Origin of the sequence: Ligilactobacillus salivarius (assembly GCF_035231985.1) — a bacterium.
GTDB classification, from domain to species: Bacteria; Bacillota; Bacilli; order Lactobacillales; family Lactobacillaceae; genus Ligilactobacillus; species Ligilactobacillus salivarius.
The window spans coordinates 650,153-668,520 of sequence record NZ_CP117983.1 but is presented as its reverse complement, the minus strand read 5'-3'; the positions used below and the strand labels follow the sequence as shown (position 1 = coordinate 668,520).

Below are 18,368 nucleotides of genomic sequence, written 5' to 3'. Positions count from 1 at the left end.
TTGTTAACCGCCTATATTCATTGACAGTATCAATGTAATACCTGTAATCTACCACTGGCTCAATGCTACGCCTTTTCTTGCTTTAATGTAAGCATGTATTGCTTGCCCTGTGTCTTTATTATATAGCAACGATTGATATTCTTCTACTGCTTTTGGGAATCCATGATAACCATACTTTTCTTTTAATTTCTCTAATTCCTTAGCATGATAATCTTTTATTTTTTGTTTTTCTTTTACAACATCTGCACTTTGAATCTGTTCCCTGTCATAATCCCTAGTCAAAATATCATACTTCTTGCCATACATCTTGTTAGTTTCTTTAATGTATTCTCTTAACTTCTTTTGACGTGCCGCAATTAGTGTTTTGGTACGAGTTATCATCTGCTCGTCTTCTAATTCTTCAGCAACTTTTAATCGTTTCTTAGCGTCTCTAATTGAGCGTTCATAGTAACGTTGCTTTTGACGTAAATTACCATTTCTAATTGCTTCTTTAGGATTATACTGGGTCATGTTATTCACGTTGACGCCTGGAGTAAATGGAAATAATTTGTGTCTGCAATTAATTCCTAATGTTCCAGCAGGTTCACCGTAACCATGATTATAGATTGAATCGTACTTGTCATTGTAATTAGGATCATCAGTTGGAACTATATTGACTACTTTACCTTGAATATAAGCACACGTTTCACGACTGTTAGGGTGGCTAGACATTAAACATAACACTTGGCCAAACTCTTGCATTCGCTTAGTTCGTAAATCATTGTAAGTCCTATTAGATGTTGTCGTAAGTATCATACGTGTATAACCTTCAAGAGACCATGCACGTCCAGACTTATCTCTCATAACTTCGATACCTTTATCTAATTGTTGGTAAATAGCATCTTTGACTGCTCGATCATGAGTTTTAAGTCCAGTTACAGTTTCAATTGTTGAGCGTTTTAAAATTTCCTGGTATGTTCGCATAACAGGATTAACACCATAATTGCGACTAAGCAAAGTTTGATTAATCGTATTGTTTAGAGTATCTGTAGTTTGTCTAACCATTGAATCAAGCATGTTAAAACTCTCATCACTGATTGGCTGACTAACTTGGCCACTGTACTTCAATTCTTGACTGACTTCATCTAATATCTCATATCCATCTTGTTTTAAGATAGTTTCAATTTCACTAGGTGAGATACCGTCAAAGTCTGCCATTAAATCAATTACTCTTTTAGTTAATGCTCCCATTTGTGATAATTGCTGTGCTTGCCATTGAACAACATTATCTTGTGTTACATCTTCATAGTGCCCACGTTGTAACACTTTGATAATTTCAGAAAATATCTTATCTTCTAAATTAGAATATAGATTAGCAATATTATTTGTGTCTTGGTCTATTTTCTGCTTTGAATCCATAAGCTAGACACCACCTGTATCTTGCTTCTGAAATACATTAGCAGAATAATCTGGTTGTTCATTAGTAACTTGAGCTAACCATTTTTGAGCATCTTCTTCACTCAAACCAAAGTTGCGTTTTAAATACTCAAGCTTTGGCATAATTCCGGCAGCAACTAACTGCATCTCATCAGCTCGTTGTTTATCTTTATCAATAAACACACCATCATCAAAATGTATAGACAACTCAACATCTGCTACATTACCAGTCCATCTAGGTTTACCATCAGAAAAAAACTGACCTACACTAGCTACTTCAAGAATTGCATTAACTAATTGATTTAAAAACAGTTCTACTTGAGTAAGATAACTGGAACGTGTTTGATAAGTTGTGGAATTCTCAGAAACAACTTCAGTAACAGTTTTAACTCCTTGTCCATCATAAGAGAATGTACCAGAACTAAAGCCAATCTGTTGTTCAAATTCACGTAAGAAATAATCAAACAGAATCTAAAAAAACTGATTCCGGTTTAATACCGAAATCAGTTTATATAATAAAAACTTTTTAGTATCTACTTGACAATACTCACTTCAAAAAAGTAAAAGTATATTCATCAATTAACTTAATTATTTTTTTCGTTTAGTTTTCTTATTCTTAGACCAACGTTCAAAGAAACTATCATCACCACTAGGATCCTCACCCATAGAATCAGCAAATGCTTTTAGTGCTTCTCTTTGTTTTTTATTCAAATTCTTAGGTGTTTCTATTCTAACTGTAACACGTTGATCACCATTTCCACCAGCTCTTAGATGAGGTGCACCTTTCCCGCGAAGTCTAAAAGTTGTCCCTGTTTGCGTTCCAGCTGGAATTTTCATCTTAACTTTGCCATGAACTGTGTCTACTTCAACTTCATCGCCAAGTGCAGCTTGGACAAAACTAATAGGCAAACTCAAGTATATATCTGCCCCATCACGTTTAAACTTATCACTAGGTGCAACAGAGAAGTAAATATATAAATCGCCATATGGTCCACCATTTACTCCGGCCTCACCTTGACCACTCAAGCGCATTTGATTACCATCTTCAACACCTGCAGGTACTGTAACTTCAATAGCATGTTGTTCATTTACATGTCCACTTCCGTGACAAGTGGAGCATTTTTCTTTTATCTCTTTACCAGTACCGTGGCACACATCACATTCTTGTTGAGACATCATTCTACCCAAAGGTGTTTGTCGTTGAACCTGAATAAATCCTCTACCATGACATTTAGAACATGTTACTGGTGATGTTCCTGGCTTGGCACCTGTCCCACTACAAGTTTTACAATTTTCTTCTCTGGTATATTTAATTTCTGTTTTCTTTCCAAAGATTGCTTCTTCAAAAGTTAGATGCATTTCATATTGAAGATCTCTCCCTTGACGAGGGCCATTATTATTTCTACTTTGACCACCACCAAAGAATGAACTGAATATATCTTCAAAGCCACCTGCTCCAGATCCACCAAAATCAAAGCCACCTGCTCCAGATCCACCAAAATCAAAGCCACCAAAACCTTGGCCACCACCAAAGCCTTGTTGTCCACCTGTTGTACCAAATTGATCATATTGTGCCTTTTTTTGAGGATCACTTAAAATTTCATATGCTTCATTTACTTCTTTGAATTTTTCTTCAGCACCAGGTTCATGATTTAAATCTGGATGATATTTTTTTGATAACTTACGATATGCACGTTTTATTTCTTGATCAGAAGCATCTTTAGAAACTCCTAAAACATCATATGGATTCATTTTTTTCTCTCCAATTTTCAAAGTACAAAATGACTTTCATTTTGCCAAATTTACACAACTAATTATAACTTAAATAGTTAATAAAGATAAAGCCACATGCATAAAAGCATATGGCTCAATCCTATTTTACAAGATAGATACTACTTATTTTCATCAGGATCTACTTCTTTAAAGTCTCCATCAACCGTATTATCATCGTTTGTAGAGTTATTAGCTGAAGTATCACCTTGTGCACCACTAGCTTGTTGAGCCTGTTGTGCTTGTTGATACAATTTTACAGACATATCTTGAATTAACTTAGTTAACTCATCTTTCTTAGCTTTCATTTCATTGATATCATTTTGTTCTTGAGCTTTCTTTAGAGCATCACGTGCATCTTCAACACTCTTAACTTCATCTGCAGAAACTTTATCTTTAACTTCTTTCAAAGTCTTGTCTGTTTGGAATAACAATTGATCTACTTCATTACGCAAGTCAACTTCTTCCTTGCGTTTCTTATCAGCTGCTTCATTTTCTTTAGCTTCCTTAACCATACGATCAATTTCTTCGTCAGACAAACCAGATGAACTCTTAATAGTAATCTTTTGTTCTTTATTTGTTCCTAAGTCCTTGGCAGAAACATTAACAATACCATTTTTATCAATATCAAACTTAACTTCAATTTGTGGCACACCACGAGGAGCAGCAGGAATATCTGTTAATTGGAAACGACCCAATGTCTTATTATCTGCAGCCATTGGACGTTCACCTTGAAGAACATGAATATCCACTGCTGGTTGATTATCAGCTGCTGTAGAAAATACTTGAGACTTAGATGTTGGAATAGTTGTATTACGGTCAATTAACTTAGTAAATACACCACCCATTGTTTCAATACCTAATGATAGAGGTGTAACGTCTAATAAAACAACATCCTTAACATCACCTGTAATAACACCACCTTGAATTGCAGCCCCCAAAGCAACAGCTTCATCTGGGTTAACTGATTCATTAGGAGTATGTCCTGTTTCAGCCTTAACAGCTTCCTTAACTGCAGGAATACGTGTGGACCCACCAACTAAAATAACTTCATCAATATCAGCATTTGTTAATCCTGCGTCAGCTAAAGCGTTACGTACAGGAATCTTTGTTCTTTCAACCAAATCTTCAGTTAATTCATTAAACTTAGCACGTGATAATGATGTTTCTAAGTGTAAAGGACCAGCTTCACCAGCAGCAATAAATGGTAGTGAAATTTGTGCTTCTGTTGTACCAGACAAGTCCTTCTTAGCCTTTTCAGCAGCATCTTTCAAACGTTGCATAGCCATTTTATCTTGAGATAGATCAATTCCATTGTCAGCTTTAAAGTTTTCAACTAACCAATCAATGATCTTATTATCAAAATCATCACCACCAAGATGTGTATCACCATTAGTTGATAGAACTTCAAATACTCCATCACCTAATTCAAGGATAGAAACGTCAAAAGTACCACCACCAAGGTCAAATACTAAAATACGTTCATCTTTATCTAATTTATCAAGACCATAAGCTAAAGCTGCAGCTGTAGGTTCATTAACAATTCTTTCAACTTTCAAACCAGCAATCTTACCTGCGTCTTTAGTTGCTTGACGTTGTGAATCGTTAAAGTATGCAGGAACTGTAATAACAGCTTGTGACACTTCTTCACCTAAGTAGCTTTCAGCATAATCTTTAATGTATTGTAAAATCATTGCTGAAATTTCTTGTGGAGTATATTCTTTATCTTCAATCTTTACCTTATAGTTTGCATCTCCCATATGACGCTTTATAGAAGATACTGTATTTGGATTTGTAATAGCTTGACGCTTAGCTACTTCACCAACTTGTGTTTCACCATTTTTGAATGATACAACTGATGGAGTTGTTCTATTACCTTCTGGATTTGTTATAATTTTAGGATCTTTACCTTCTAGTACAGCAACAGCTGAGTTTGTTGTACCTAAATCAATACCAATGATTTTTGACATAAATGTATTACCTCTTTTATAAATATATTAATTAAATACTACTTATTGAGCTACAACAACCATTGCTGGTCGTAATACTCTATCTTTTAGCATGTATCCGTCTTGGAAAACTTGTACTATAGTTTCTGGTTCTTGTCCTTCTTCAACAGGAACTGTCTTTACAGCTTGGTGTAAAGTAGGGTCAAACACCTTTCCTAAAGAATCTATTTTAGTAACATTATTGTTTTTCAAGGCTTTTTCCATATCACGAGCAACCATTTCTATACCCTTTTTCAGTTGCTGTGATGCATCATTATCTACTTCAATTTCTAAAGCACGGTTTAAATTATCAATAACTGGTAAAATATCACGAGCTAAATCTTGACCCTCATACTTCAACAACATTTCTTGTTCTTTCTTAAAACGTTGTGTCATGTTAGCCATTTCAGCCTCAGCTCGTAAATATTTATCCTCAATATCATCGTACTTCTTTTGAAGTTCATCTAATGCTTTTGAAGAATCATCTGTCTCCTCTACTGATTTTTCGTTCTCAACAGATGAAGCTTTATCATCTTCTTTAATTTCTTTTTCACTGTCATCATTTTGCTCAGAAACTTTTACTTCTTCTTCAGACACATCGCCACCCCTTTCAATTATCACTCATCAAAATTTCGGTAATAATCAATTAATTTTTTAGTTAGCTCTTTTTGGAAAACTTCAACCAATCCTATCATCTTAGAATAAGGCATGTTAGTAGGTCCTAAAATAGCAATCATGCCACGACCATGACTCCCAACATTGTAAGTCGCCGATACGAGACTGTAATCTAACAATAACCTATCAGACATCTCATCACCTATTTTAACCGAAATTCCATGATGATCATGTGGATTAGTCGTATTATCTACTAACCCACCAATCTTATCTGATTCATCATCAATTAATGAATACAGGGATTTGATCTGTTCTAAATTATTACCGTTAGCAAAATTTAACAAATTTCGCCTTCCACCAATATAAAACTGCTCTTTGATAGCTTTATCTAAGATTCCACCAAATACATCGATAAATCCATCAGATTTTTCAATATATTTAGTAAGTAACGGCTGCAATTCTTGTAGTTTAGAAGTGACTTCACTAAGGGAAGAACCTACCAATTTATCATTAATTAGCCTAATAACAGCTTCTAGAGACTCTCCATCTATGTTATTAGGTAAATTATAAATTTGGCTTTCAACTGATCCATCACTGGCAACGAGAATAACCATTACTTGGCCATTTCCTAATGGTACCATCCTGAATCCTTCGAGTTTTAAATCACTAGCTTCTGGTCTCAAAGTTATCGCCGTATAATTAGTTAAATCAGACAATATCTTTGCAGACATTTCTATTATTTCATCAGCTCTACGATATTCATTTCCAAATAGAGATTGAATACTTCTTACAGATTTAGAATCTATTTTAACGGGTTTAACTAAATTATCAACATAATAACGATATCCCTTAAGGGAAGGAATTCGACCAGAACTAGAGTGCTCTTTAGTTATAAAACCTTGTTTTTCAAGAACTGCCATTTCATTTCGAATAGTAGCTGAACTAACACGTATAGGTAATTGTTCTTGCAAAGTTTTAGAACCAATAGGCTGTCCTAAATCAGTATAATCTCGGATTATTGTTTCCAAAATCAACAACTGTCTTTCAGTTAGCAAACCAACCACCTCTTTTAGCACTTAACACATTAGAGTGCTAAGTCAATTATTAATATAACCTAGTTAATGGGATTAGTCAAGAGTTTTAGCCAAAAAATTAGCAGAGTAACCCTATAAGTGCTAATTTTTTTTCAAGTCTTCAAAAAAGACCTCAGTATCTCTTTTATCTTTATTTAATTGATCTATTAGTTCCTCAACACTATCAAATTTCACCATTTCTCTTAAAAATTTATACCATTTAACAATAACTTTTTCTCCATAAACACTTTTATCAAAATTAAATAGGTTTATCTCAACTGTTTTTTCTAAATCATCACCAAATGTTTCATTATGCCCTATAGATGCCATTCCTTCATACCATAAATTATCTTTATCTATTTTCACTTTAACAGCATATACACCCTCCCCTAAAATACGTTCATTCTTAGGGATAGAAACATTTAAAGTTGGGAATCCTATTTTTCTTCCTCTCTTAAAACCATGTTCAACAGTTCCATGATTTTCATATTGATATCCTAATAGCAAATTAGCGGCTTCCACATTCCCACTATCTAAATCTTTTCTTATCTGAGTAGAACTAATTTTTTGATCATTACGTTGTAAGTGGTCTACAGTTATTATTTCAAACCTTCCTTTTGCAAAATCCGAAATAGTATCCATATTAGCAATATCATGTTTTCCATAAGTGTAGTCTTGACCTGCAACAACACATATTGCATGTAACCCTACTACATATTTATCTATAAAATCTTGTGGTGAAAGATAAGCTAAATTTTCATCAAACTTAACAACATAAGCTATATCTACACCTAAATTTTTAAAATGTTCTAGTTTTTCATCCAACATTGTTAGATATTTAAACTTTTCACCATCAATATTTTGAAAGATGATTTTTGGATGTCTGTCAAAAGTCATTACTGCAACTTTTACACCTAAACTTTTTCCTTTTTCTATAGCTCTTTTTATTACTTCTTGATGTCCACGATGAACTCCATCAAAAAAACCTAAAGCCAATACAATTGGAGAATCAACAATTGCATTTTTATCATAAGGTTCCTTCAATTTTACGATTTCCATCTATATCCCTTCCTAACTTAAATCTATCATTCTCTCAGATTGATATCTATTTTTTTCTTCATTATATTGATAAATACATCTAATTCTATCGTCATAGAAAAGATTCACTCTATCATAATTTTCTTTAAAAGTATTTACAGGTAAAAAACCTCCATTTTTCACTATCTTCCATTGTTCTAATTTCAAATTATATCTTGGTAAATCTTTGACCGCATAGTCAATAGGATATAATGATTCAGATAATTTATTTTCATGTGCTAATTTTTCTAATTGTGATAATGACTTTGCCATCCCTATTTGAAAGCCACCACTTTTAAGCCTTGTCAAATCACTCATAACAGCTGGTACACCTAATTTTTTCCCAACATCTACTGCTAAAGTTCTAACATATGTACCTTTACCACAACCGACTTCAAAATATATAGTTTGCTGTCCTTTTTCTTTATCAAATTTTGCAGGAAAAATTTGTTTAAAATATTCTATATGAACTCTTCTTTCTGGAATATCTACTTTTTCACCAGCTCTAGCATACTCATATAATTTTTTACCGTTAACTTTTATAGCAGAATATATAGGCGGAACCTGTATTATATCACCAATAAAACTAGACAAAATTTCATTTATTTTCTCATCTGAAAAAGGTTTAGAAAGTTTTGTTTCTGAAATTACTTCACCTTCTAAATCTTCAGTAGTAGTAGCAAATCCCAATGTTATTTCGCCTTTATATACTTTACCTGAATCCATTAAATAATTAACCACTTTTGTAGCTTTTCCCACACAAATCGGTAAAACACCATCGACTTCAGGATCTAAAGTTCCACTATGTCCTATTTTTCTAGTCTTAAAAATTTTTCTACATTTTATGACAGCATCATTACTAGTCATTCCACGTTCTTTATACAAAGGTAGAATTCCATCCATTAAAAAATCCCTCCAAAAAAGAGAGTACGATTTAACAACCATACCCTCTTAAATACTTTCTTAAAAATACTAAAATTTATCTGTACTGTGAAGTTTTCTAAGAAGCTCATCGATATGATCTCCATATTGAACAGACTTATCACGTTCAAATTTAATTTCAGGAGTTACATAAATACTTAAACGATGACCAAGTTCGCCTCTAATCAAACTAGTTGCTTTATCCAAACCAGTTTGCACCTTTTTCTCATCAGAAGCCTTATCTGATAAAATACTATAATAGATAGTAGCATGTTGTAAATCACCAGAAACTTCTACACCTGTAATAGTTACATCTTTAACTCTTGGATCTCGCACTCGTTTAAGTAAGATATCATTTACTTCTCGTTGAATTTCTTGAGATAATCTTCCTACACGAAAATGTTGTGCCATAATTTCCTCCTGTATAATAAAGATTAATCAACTGGAACTTCTTCCATAATGTATGCTTCAATTTGATCTCCAACTTTTATGTCATTATATTTTTCAATCATCAATCCACATTCATATCCTTGTTTAACTTCTTTAACGTCATCCTTGAAGCGTTTCAAAGAAGCTAATTTACCTTCATAAATAACAATTCCATCACGAATTACACGTACACCACTATCGCGGCGAATATACCCATCAATAACATATCCACCACCAATTGTACCTAATTTTGAAACTTTGTATGTTTGGCGTATCTCTACTTGTCCTGTAATCTTTTCTTGATATTCAGGTTCTAACATACCTTTCATAGCTGTTTCAATTTCATCAATAGCTTTATAAATAACTCGGTGTAAACGTATATCAACATTATCTGATTCTGCTTGTTGTTTAGCTAGTGGTGTAGGACGTACATTAAAACCAACAATGATAGCGTTAGATGCTTCTGCTAATGTAACATCACTTTCATTTATGGCACCTACTGCTTGGTGAATAATATTTACACGTACACCTTCAACATCAATCTTCTTAAAACTTTGTGCTAAAGCTTCAACAGATCCTTGAACATCAGCTTTTATAATAACTCCAACTTCTTTTAATTCTCCTTCTTTAAGAGTATCAAATAAGTTATCTAGAGTAACATGGTTTGTTTGACTACGTTCTTTCAATAAAGCTCTTTCGGCACGTTTTTCACCTGCAGCTCTAGCGGTCTTTTCATCCTCAAATGTAATAAATCTATCACCAGAATCCGGTACTTCATTCAACCCTGTAATTTCTACAGGTGTCGCTGGTGTAGCTTTTTTAATATCATGTCCACGAGCATCCACCATTGTACGTACACGTCCAAATGTATTACCCACAACAATTGGATCACCAACATGTAACGTACCTTGTTGAACTAACAATGAAGCTACTGAACCTTTTCCTTTATCCAAACGAGCTTCAATAACAGAACCTGCCCCTCTTTGATTTGGATTAGCATGTAATTCTAACATTTCTGCTTCTAAAAGAATCATATCTAATAATTCATCTAAGTTCTTACCAAATTTTGCAGATATCTCTACAAAAATTGTGTCTCCACCCCAGCTTTCAGGAATTAATTCATATTCCGTCAATTGTTCCATTACATGGTTAGGATTTGCACCTGGTTTATCAATCTTGTTAACAGCTACAATTATAGGTACACCTGCAGCTTTAGCATGATTAATAGCTTCAATAGTTTGAGGCATAACACCATCATCAGCAGCTACAACTAAAACAGTAATATCTGTAATATCAGCACCTCTAGCACGCATATTAGTAAATGCAGCATGTCCTGGTGTATCTAAGAAAGTTATAATCTTATCATCATGTCTTACTTGATAAGCACCAATATGTTGTGTAATACCACCAGCTTCGCCTTCAGTAACATGCGTATGACGTAATTTATCAAGTAAAGTTGTCTTACCATGGTCAACATGTCCCATAATAGTAACTACTGGAGGACGTTTTTCTAAATGCTCAGTGTTGTTTTGTTCTTCTTCAAAGAACTTATCAATATCAGACACATCCACTTCAACTTTTTCTTCTGCATTAATACCATAATCAGCAGCTAAAAGTTCAATTGTATCTTTATCTAGGGATTGGTTCTGGTTTACCATTACCCCCATCATAAATAGCTTCTTAATAATTTCTGCAGGTTCTCTATGAATTTTTTTAGCAATATCAGCTACATTCATCCCTACAGTATAAACCAATGTTTCTGGCAATGGCTTATTTTTTCTTGGTGGAACAGGATTTCCCTTCTTAAAATTATTATTACGTTTATTATTGTTATTACGTTTATTTTTAAATTTATTATTAGAACGATTATTTCTATTATTACGTTGTCCGTTCTTTGCATTATTATTTTCTTTCATACTACTACCAGATCGCTTTCTATTATTTTTATGCACATTCTTATGATTATTTTCGTCTTTACTCCCTGTACTACTTTTTTGTACCTTTTTGGAATGAAAATTATCTTTATTTTTATTATGTTGTATGTGCTCTTTTTTCTTTGCTTTTAGACTTATACTTCCACGAATTTTATTCTGTTCATTTTCATCTAATGCTGACATATGGTTTGTAACTTTAAAATCATATTTTTTAGCAATTTCTATTACTCTCTCACTACTTATACCTAACTCTTTAGCCAATTCATAAATACGTTTTTTTACCATATTATCACGCTCCTAATTTAGTACCCTAACTTCAGAAGCCCTATCGCATTAAAATAAGAATGAACAATAAATTAATCAGATAATAGTTCTTTCATTCTATTTGCAAATCCAATATCATTTACAGCAATAACGGAACGTTTTTGTCCAATAGCTGAACTTAACTCTTCTTTTGTGAAAGACTTACATAAAAATACATTGTAACTCTTACACTTATCAGTAAATTGTTTCAATGAATTTTTTCCGCTATCACTAGCAACAAAAACAATACTAACTTTGTTGCTTCTAATTCGCGATAAGACTAATTCTTGCCCTGTTACTAATTTACTAGCTCTTCTAGCTAAACCTAATAAATTTAATACCTTTATCCTATTTTCCATTACCAAATAATTTTGCTCTTTCTACTTGATGATCTACATATGCAATCAATTCATCATAAAAATCATCAGAAATACTAATCCCAAAAGTTTTATCAAAAGTCTTATCAACTTTTGCCTTTTTTGCTACATCAACATTTAGATGGATATATGCACCTCTACCAGATTTTTTCCCAGAAGGGTCTATGCTTACCTCGCCTTCCTTATTTTTAACAACACGGACTAATTCCTTTTTAGGTACCATCTCACCTGTAACAATGTCTTTTCTCATAGGAATTTTACGTTGTGCCATAATTATTCCTCCTCAATCATATTGGAAGAAGAGTCTGACATCAATTGATCTTCATCATCAATATCATTATTATCAGCTTCCACGTTACTTAAATCAGCAGCATCGCTTTCTGATTTAATATCAATTTTATAACCTGTCAATCTTGCAGCTAATCTTGCATTTTGTCCACGTTTACCAATTGCTAAAGACAATTGATCATCTGGTACAACAACTGTACAAGCATGCTCGTTTTCATCATCAAAACGAACGTCTAATACTTTAGCAGGATTCAAAGCATTAGCAATATATTCAGCCGGATCTTCACGCCATTCAACAATATCCATGTTTTCACCTTTTAGTTCATTTACAATAGCCTGTACACGTTCACCTCTTGGTCCTACACATGTTCCAACAGGATCTACACCATCTTCATTAGAACGAACAGCTACTTTAGCACGGTCACCGGCTTCTCTAGAAATTGAAACTATTTCTACAGTACCATCAAAAATTTCTGGAATTTCTTGTTCAAATAAACGTCTTAACAAATCCGGATGAGAACGGCTTACAAATACTTGAGGTCCTTTTGATGTGTTTTCAACTTTATAAATGTACACCTTAATTTTATCATGTGACTTGTATTCTTCACCTGGAATTTGATCTTGACGTGATAAAACAGCTTCAATTCTACCTAAATTAACGTAAACAAATTTATTATCTCTACGCTCTACTTCACCTGTAACAATTTCTTGTTCATATTGAACATATTCATTATAAATAACTTCTCTTTCTTCTTTACGAACACGTTGCATGATTACTTGTTTAGCAGTTTGCGCTGCTATACGTCCAAAATCTTTTGGTGTAACTTCTTCACGGATAGTATCACCAATTTCATAAGCTCTATTAATTTCAAGAGCAGATTTCAAACTAATTTCTAACTGAGAATCATACACTTCATTTACTACTTCTTTAACAGCATAAACATGGATATTACCTGCAATCTTATCAAATTCAACTTCCACATTTTGAGCTTGACCATAATTACGCTTATAAGCTGAGACCAAAGCTGCTTCTAATGCTTCAATCACAATTTCTTTCTTTACACCTTTTTCAACTTCTAAGGCATTTAATGCGTTTAGTAATTCCTTACTCATTGTTCTATCTCCTTAATAATTATTAAAATTTAATTGCCAAACGAGCTTTTGCGATTTTATTTCGATCAAAAGTCTTAGTTACTGTTCTTGTTTTTACTCTATATTCCAATGTCAAAGTTTCTTTGTTTAAATCAACCATAGTACCTTCATAAACTTTTTGTCCATCAATAGCTTGATAAAGAGAAATATGAATATACTTATTTAATGCACGTTCATAGTCTTTCTCTTTCTTTAAAGGCCTTTCAGCACCTGGTGATGAAACTTCTAGATAATAAGCTTGTGGTATTGGATCTGGGTCACAACTATCTAATTTTTCACTGAGTTTATCACTCACCAAGGCACATTCTTCAATGTTAATTCCATTAGGTTTATCAATATAAACTCTTAAATACCAACTTTTTCCTTCTTTTACAAATTCTACATTAACTAATTCAAAATGATTTTCATCTAGAATAGGGATTACCAGATTAGTTACTGTTTCAACAACACTACTCACTTATGAGCCTCCTTCAACTAAATTAAAGCAATACTTCAGCAGAAATAGAACCAAAGTAAACTATTCCAACAAAAAGAGTGAGCATTTCTGCTCACTCTTTACGAGTTATCTAATATAACTTAGTTTAACATAGCTAAAATTAGAATACAAGAATTAACATTGCTCTGTTTTTCTTATTATACTGAGAATTTCTAAGTTTATTTAGTAGTTAAAATAAGCTTAATTGATTTTCATCTGGTAAATCATCCAACACATGATTTTCTGTCATAAAATCAATCAATGATTGAGATACTTTTCCCCTCTTACTTAGATCTTCTTTTGAAATAAATTCTTGTTCCTCTCTTGCCGCAACAATTTGCTTAGCTACGTTTAATCCTAAACCAGGGATTGCTGTGAAAGGTGCCAATAATGTTCTTCCGTCTTCTTGAATAGTCCAGTTCTGAGCATCAGACTTATTAATATCTACCATACTAAAATCGAAACCTCTTTCTATCATTTCGTTAGCAATTTCTAATACTGTTAAAAGATTTTTCTCTTTAGTTGTTGCTTCATTTCCTTTTGAATTTATGAGTTCCATCGCATTTTTTACAGCTTCTTTTCCTCTAGACATTGAAACTAAATCAAAATCATCTGCACGTACTGAGAAATATGCTGCATAATAAACAAGGGGATAATAAACTTTAAAATATGCAATTCTTAGTGCCATCAAGACATACGCAGCAGCATGAGCTTTCGGAAACATATACTTAATTTTTAAACATGCTCCGATATACCACTCAGGAACATCTGCTGCTCTCATATCAGCTTGCCATTCATCTGGTATTCCTCTGCCCTTTCGTACATGTTCCATAATCTTGAATGCTTTATCAGACTCAACACCCATATGAATTAGATCCATCATAATATCGTCACGACATCCTATAACGTCTGGCATTGTTACAGTTCCATTTTTTATTAATTCTTCTGCATTCCCCAACCAGACATCTGTACCATGTGATAGTCCTGAAATTTTTAATAACTCTGCAAATGTTTTTGGATGGGTCTCTTCTAACATTCCTCTAACAAAGCGAGTACCAAATTCCGGAACACCTAATGTCCCTGTCGAAGATTGAATCTCTTCAGGAGTTACACCCAAAATATCTGTTCCTGAGAATAATGCCATAACTCCAGGATCATCTGTAGGAATAGTTTTAGGATCTATTCCAGACAAATCTTGTAACATTCTTATCATCGTAGGATCATCATGACCTAAAATATCTAATTTCAAGATGTTATCATGAATCGAATGAAAATCAAAGTGAGTTGTACGCCAAGCAGCTGTTAGGTCATCTGCTGGATATTGTATTGGAGTAAAGTCATAAATGTCCATATAATCAGGAACAACCAGAATTCCTGCAGGATGTTGCCCAGTAGTTCGCTTTACTCCAGTAGCTCCCTTAGCTAGTCTATCTATTTCAGCACCTCTGAAATTTTGTTCAGTATCTCTCTCATAGGCCTTAACATATCCATAAGCTGTTTTATCAGCTACTGTACCAATTGTTCCAGCACGATAAACATTATTCTCACCAAATAGAACTTTTGTATAATTGTGTGCAATAGGTTGATAATCCCCAGAGAAATTTAAATCTATATCTGGAACTTTATTTCCCTTAAAACCTAAGAAAGTTTCAAAAGGTATATCTTGTCCATCTTTTATTAATTCTGTACCACAATTAGGACAGTCTTTATCTGGTAAGTCGTAACCAGAACCATACTCACCTTTTTCATAAAAATGCGTCCACTTGCATTTTGGGCATCGGTAATGTGGTGGCAATGGATTAACCTCTGTAATACCTGTCATTGTTGCAACTAAGCTTGACCCAACAGATCCTCGAGAACCTACTAAATATCCATCTTTATTAGATTTATACACTAATTTTTGTGAAATTAGATAAATTACCGAAAATCCATTACCAATAACAGATTTCAATTCCTTATCCAACCTCTTTTGAACTATTTCTGGTAAAGTATCACCATACCAGGCATGTGCTCTATTCATAGTAAGATCATGTATGTCTTGCTCTGCACCTTCCATTTTAGGTGTATAAAGTTTATCTTTAACAGGAGTGATTTCTGAAATTTCATCTACTAACTTATTAGGATTGGTTACCACGATTTCTTTTGCTATATCTTCTCCTAAAAAGCTGAATTCTTCTAACATTTCATCTGTAGTTCTAAAATGTGCATCTGGTAATTTTTTTAATCTATTTAATGGGTTAGCCCCTGCTTGAGAATGAATTAATATCTTTCGATAAATTGCATCCTCTTTATTCATAAAATGAACATCTCCAGTAGCAACTATTGGTTTATCTAGTTCGTGGGCTAATTTAACCATATTTGTAATAATTTCTTCAAGATTATCATTATCTTTAACTAATTCTTGTTCCAATAATGGTTCATACAATGGCTTTGGTTGAACTTCTAAATAGTCATAAAATTCTGCTTTTTGCTTAGCAATTGTATATCCCTTCTGCATCATTGCTGTAAATACTTCACCATCAGCACAAGCAGACCCTACTATAAGTCCTTCACGATATTTTTCTAAAATTGAACGTGGTACTCTTGGAACTCTATAGAAATACTTAACCATAGATTCTGAAGTTAATTTAAAGAGATTTTTTAGGCCTTCTTGTGTTTTTGCTAAAATTATTGCATGCGATGGATGCTCGTGTTTATACGCATCATTTTCCCCAACATGCTTATTAAAATCATCATGATATAATATTTGTTTTTCTTCAGCATCTTTTAACATAGCATAATATATAAAACCAGTAGCTTCAGCATCATATATAGCTCGATGATGATGCTCTAATTTTATATTCAATTTTTTAGCTAATATATTAAGCCTAAATCCTTTCATTTCAGGATATAAATATCTTGCTAACGGTAATGTATCAATCCAAGGTTCCTGTATCATTTCCATATTATGACGTTCGTATCCTGTATTCATGAAATCTACGTCAAAAGTAGCATTGTGTCCTACAATAATGCAATCTTTACAAAATTCTTTGAATAACCTAAAAACTTCTTTCTCGCTTTTAGAACCTCTTACCATGTCATCAGTAATACTTGTTAAATTAATTGTAGTCTGTGAAAGAGGATGACCGGGATCAATAAATTCTTCAAACGTATCAATAACATTTCCCTTTTCCATTTTTACAGCAGCAAGTTCTATTACTTTATCATATTGTGCTGACAAACCTGTTGTTTCAGTATCAAAAATAACATATGTTGCATCTCTCAAGTTTTTGTGTTGCTCATTATACGCAATAGGAACTCCATCATCTACAATATTTGCCTCAACACCATAGAGAATCTTGACATTATTTTTTTGCCCAGCAGCATGTGCTTCAGGAAATGCCTGTAATGTTCCATGGTCTGTAATTGCAATAGCTTTATGTCCCCACTCCGCAGCTTTAGATACGTATTCTGTAATGCTATTAGTAGCATCCATCATACTCATATTAGAGTGAAGGTGTAATTCAACTCGCTTTTCATTTTCAGGGGCCGTATCTTTTCTACTCTCATGTTTTATTTCATTCAAATCATATGCATTAATAACTAGGTCCCTCATATAGTTATCTTCTTGAACACTTCCACGCACCTTAATCCAGACACCAGAATTTATAGCATCGAACATCGCTTCATCTTCTTCAGTTCGTGAAAACTTCTTAACGACAAATGATGAGGTGTAATCTGTAACTTCCAAGATTAATAATTTTCTACCTGAACGTAACTCTCTAACTTCTTTATTGAAGACATAGCCTTGAACTGTAACTGAACGTTCTTCTTCAGTTATATTAATCATTTGCGTAATTTCTTGATCAGATGAAATTTTCTTTCCTAGTTGGACCGGTCCTTCTATACTAGGAACTTCTGCTTTAGATTTTTCTCTTTGTTCACTTTGTTTCTTTATGGCTTCTACAGCTTTTTGAGCCAATTCGGCATCGCTCTTAGCTTTCTGTTCTTTAATATTCTCAATTATCTCCTGAGCCTTAGTTTCATCAACTAGAGTATTAACTGAAAATTTAGGAAACCCTATCTTGTGATATGTTGATTCTAATGGACCTAAAGCTTGATCTACTAAAAAACGTTTTACAATTTCATTTTCTGCCAGTAAAATTACTCTATTATTATCTAAATATGGTACTTTACTTCTGGAAAGTTCTTGTATAAATGATGATTGAATACCACTATTAAATACAACCCATTTCCAATAATCTCCTAACTTTTGATTCGTTATAATGGGATTTTTTGTATGCAAAGTGATGTCAACTTTGGCAATATCTTTAAACGCTAACTGTAGTTGCTGATAAAATTGGTAAAATACTTCATATGGCAGTATATCTTCTATTTGCAAATGAAAATTCCAAACTTTACTCTCTACATGGACTTCAACTTTTTGAATTTCTGCATTCGTAAATACCTCTTCAAACCCATGTTTATTTTCCCAATTAATCTGTCTTAATAATTTCTTAAATAGATCTTGTTTATTGGTTTCCAAAGAAGTAGCTCCTTTCCCAAAATTC

At 33.2% G+C, this 18,368-nt stretch carries 15 protein-coding genes; all 15 read right to left on the bottom strand.

Annotation, left to right across the window (positions count from 1 at the left end; translation table 11 throughout):
• Positions 1 to 48 precede the first annotated feature (48 nt).
• Complete coding sequence (locus PTA89_RS03255; RefSeq protein WP_081533952.1) at positions 49 to 1,398, bottom strand: phage minor capsid protein; 1,350 nt, start codon at positions 1,396 to 1,398, stop codon at positions 49 to 51.
• A gap of 3 nt (positions 1,399 to 1,401) precedes the next feature.
• Positions 1,402 to 1,884 (bottom strand): phage portal protein, encoded by a 483-nt coding sequence (locus PTA89_RS03250; RefSeq protein WP_225358259.1) that lies wholly within the window; start codon positions 1,882 to 1,884, stop codon positions 1,402 to 1,404.
• Between the two features lie 120 nt (positions 1,885 to 2,004).
• A complete protein-coding gene (gene dnaJ, locus PTA89_RS03245) occupies positions 2,005 to 3,168 on the bottom strand; it encodes a molecular chaperone DnaJ (RefSeq protein WP_324177381.1) in 1,164 nt (387 codons plus the stop codon).
• 140 nt (positions 3,169 to 3,308) lie between these two features.
• Positions 3,309 to 5,156, bottom strand: coding sequence for a molecular chaperone DnaK (gene dnaK / locus PTA89_RS03240; protein WP_003703157.1), 1,848 nt, complete (start codon positions 5,154 to 5,156; stop codon positions 3,309 to 3,311).
• 42 nt (positions 5,157 to 5,198) lie between these two features.
• On the bottom strand, positions 5,199 to 5,771 hold the full coding sequence (gene grpE, locus PTA89_RS03235) for a nucleotide exchange factor GrpE (protein ID WP_069469454.1): 573 nt from the start codon (positions 5,769 to 5,771) through the stop codon (positions 5,199 to 5,201).
• Positions 5,772 to 5,791: 20 nt separating this feature from the next.
• A complete protein-coding gene (hrcA, locus tag PTA89_RS03230; protein ID WP_003705961.1) occupies positions 5,792 to 6,844 on the bottom strand; it encodes a heat-inducible transcriptional repressor HrcA in 1,053 nt (350 codons plus the stop codon).
• A 120-nt stretch (positions 6,845 to 6,964) separates the two neighbouring features.
• Complete coding sequence (gene ribF, locus PTA89_RS03225) at positions 6,965 to 7,921, bottom strand: riboflavin biosynthesis protein RibF (RefSeq protein ID WP_003708021.1); 957 nt, start codon at positions 7,919 to 7,921, stop codon at positions 6,965 to 6,967.
• 12 nt (positions 7,922 to 7,933) lie between these two features.
• Complete coding sequence (gene truB, locus PTA89_RS03220; protein ID WP_081533944.1) at positions 7,934 to 8,842, bottom strand: tRNA pseudouridine(55) synthase TruB; 909 nt, start codon at positions 8,840 to 8,842, stop codon at positions 7,934 to 7,936.
• A 69-nt stretch (positions 8,843 to 8,911) separates the two neighbouring features.
• A complete protein-coding gene (rbfA, locus tag PTA89_RS03215; RefSeq protein ID WP_003699907.1) occupies positions 8,912 to 9,271 on the bottom strand; it encodes a 30S ribosome-binding factor RbfA in 360 nt (119 codons plus the stop codon).
• A 23-nt stretch (positions 9,272 to 9,294) separates the two neighbouring features.
• Positions 9,295 to 11,508, bottom strand: coding sequence for a translation initiation factor IF-2 (gene infB / locus PTA89_RS03210; RefSeq protein WP_081533941.1), 2,214 nt, complete (start codon positions 11,506 to 11,508; stop codon positions 9,295 to 9,297).
• Positions 11,509 to 11,579: 71 nt separating this feature from the next.
• Entirely contained in the window at positions 11,580 to 11,885 is a 306-nt protein-coding gene (locus PTA89_RS03205) for a L7Ae/L30e/S12e/Gadd45 family ribosomal protein (RefSeq protein WP_003705957.1), read from the bottom strand.
• Positions 11,875 to 12,174, bottom strand: coding sequence for an RNase P modulator RnpM (rnpM, locus tag PTA89_RS03200; RefSeq protein WP_003699903.1), 300 nt, complete (start codon positions 12,172 to 12,174; stop codon positions 11,875 to 11,877). The genes PTA89_RS03205 and rnpM overlap by 11 nt, the downstream gene beginning before the upstream one ends.
• 2 nt (positions 12,175 to 12,176) lie before the next feature.
• Entirely contained in the window at positions 12,177 to 13,304 is a 1,128-nt protein-coding gene (nusA, locus tag PTA89_RS03195) for a transcription termination factor NusA (RefSeq protein WP_003705956.1), read from the bottom strand.
• Positions 13,305 to 13,326: 22 nt separating this feature from the next.
• Entirely contained in the window at positions 13,327 to 13,800 is a 474-nt protein-coding gene (gene rimP / locus PTA89_RS03190) for a ribosome maturation factor RimP (RefSeq protein ID WP_324177380.1), read from the bottom strand.
• Positions 13,801 to 14,008: 208 nt separating this feature from the next.
• Positions 14,009 to 18,343, bottom strand: coding sequence for a PolC-type DNA polymerase III (locus PTA89_RS03185; protein ID WP_324177454.1), 4,335 nt, complete (start codon positions 18,341 to 18,343; stop codon positions 14,009 to 14,011).
• Positions 18,344 to 18,368 lie beyond the last annotated feature (25 nt).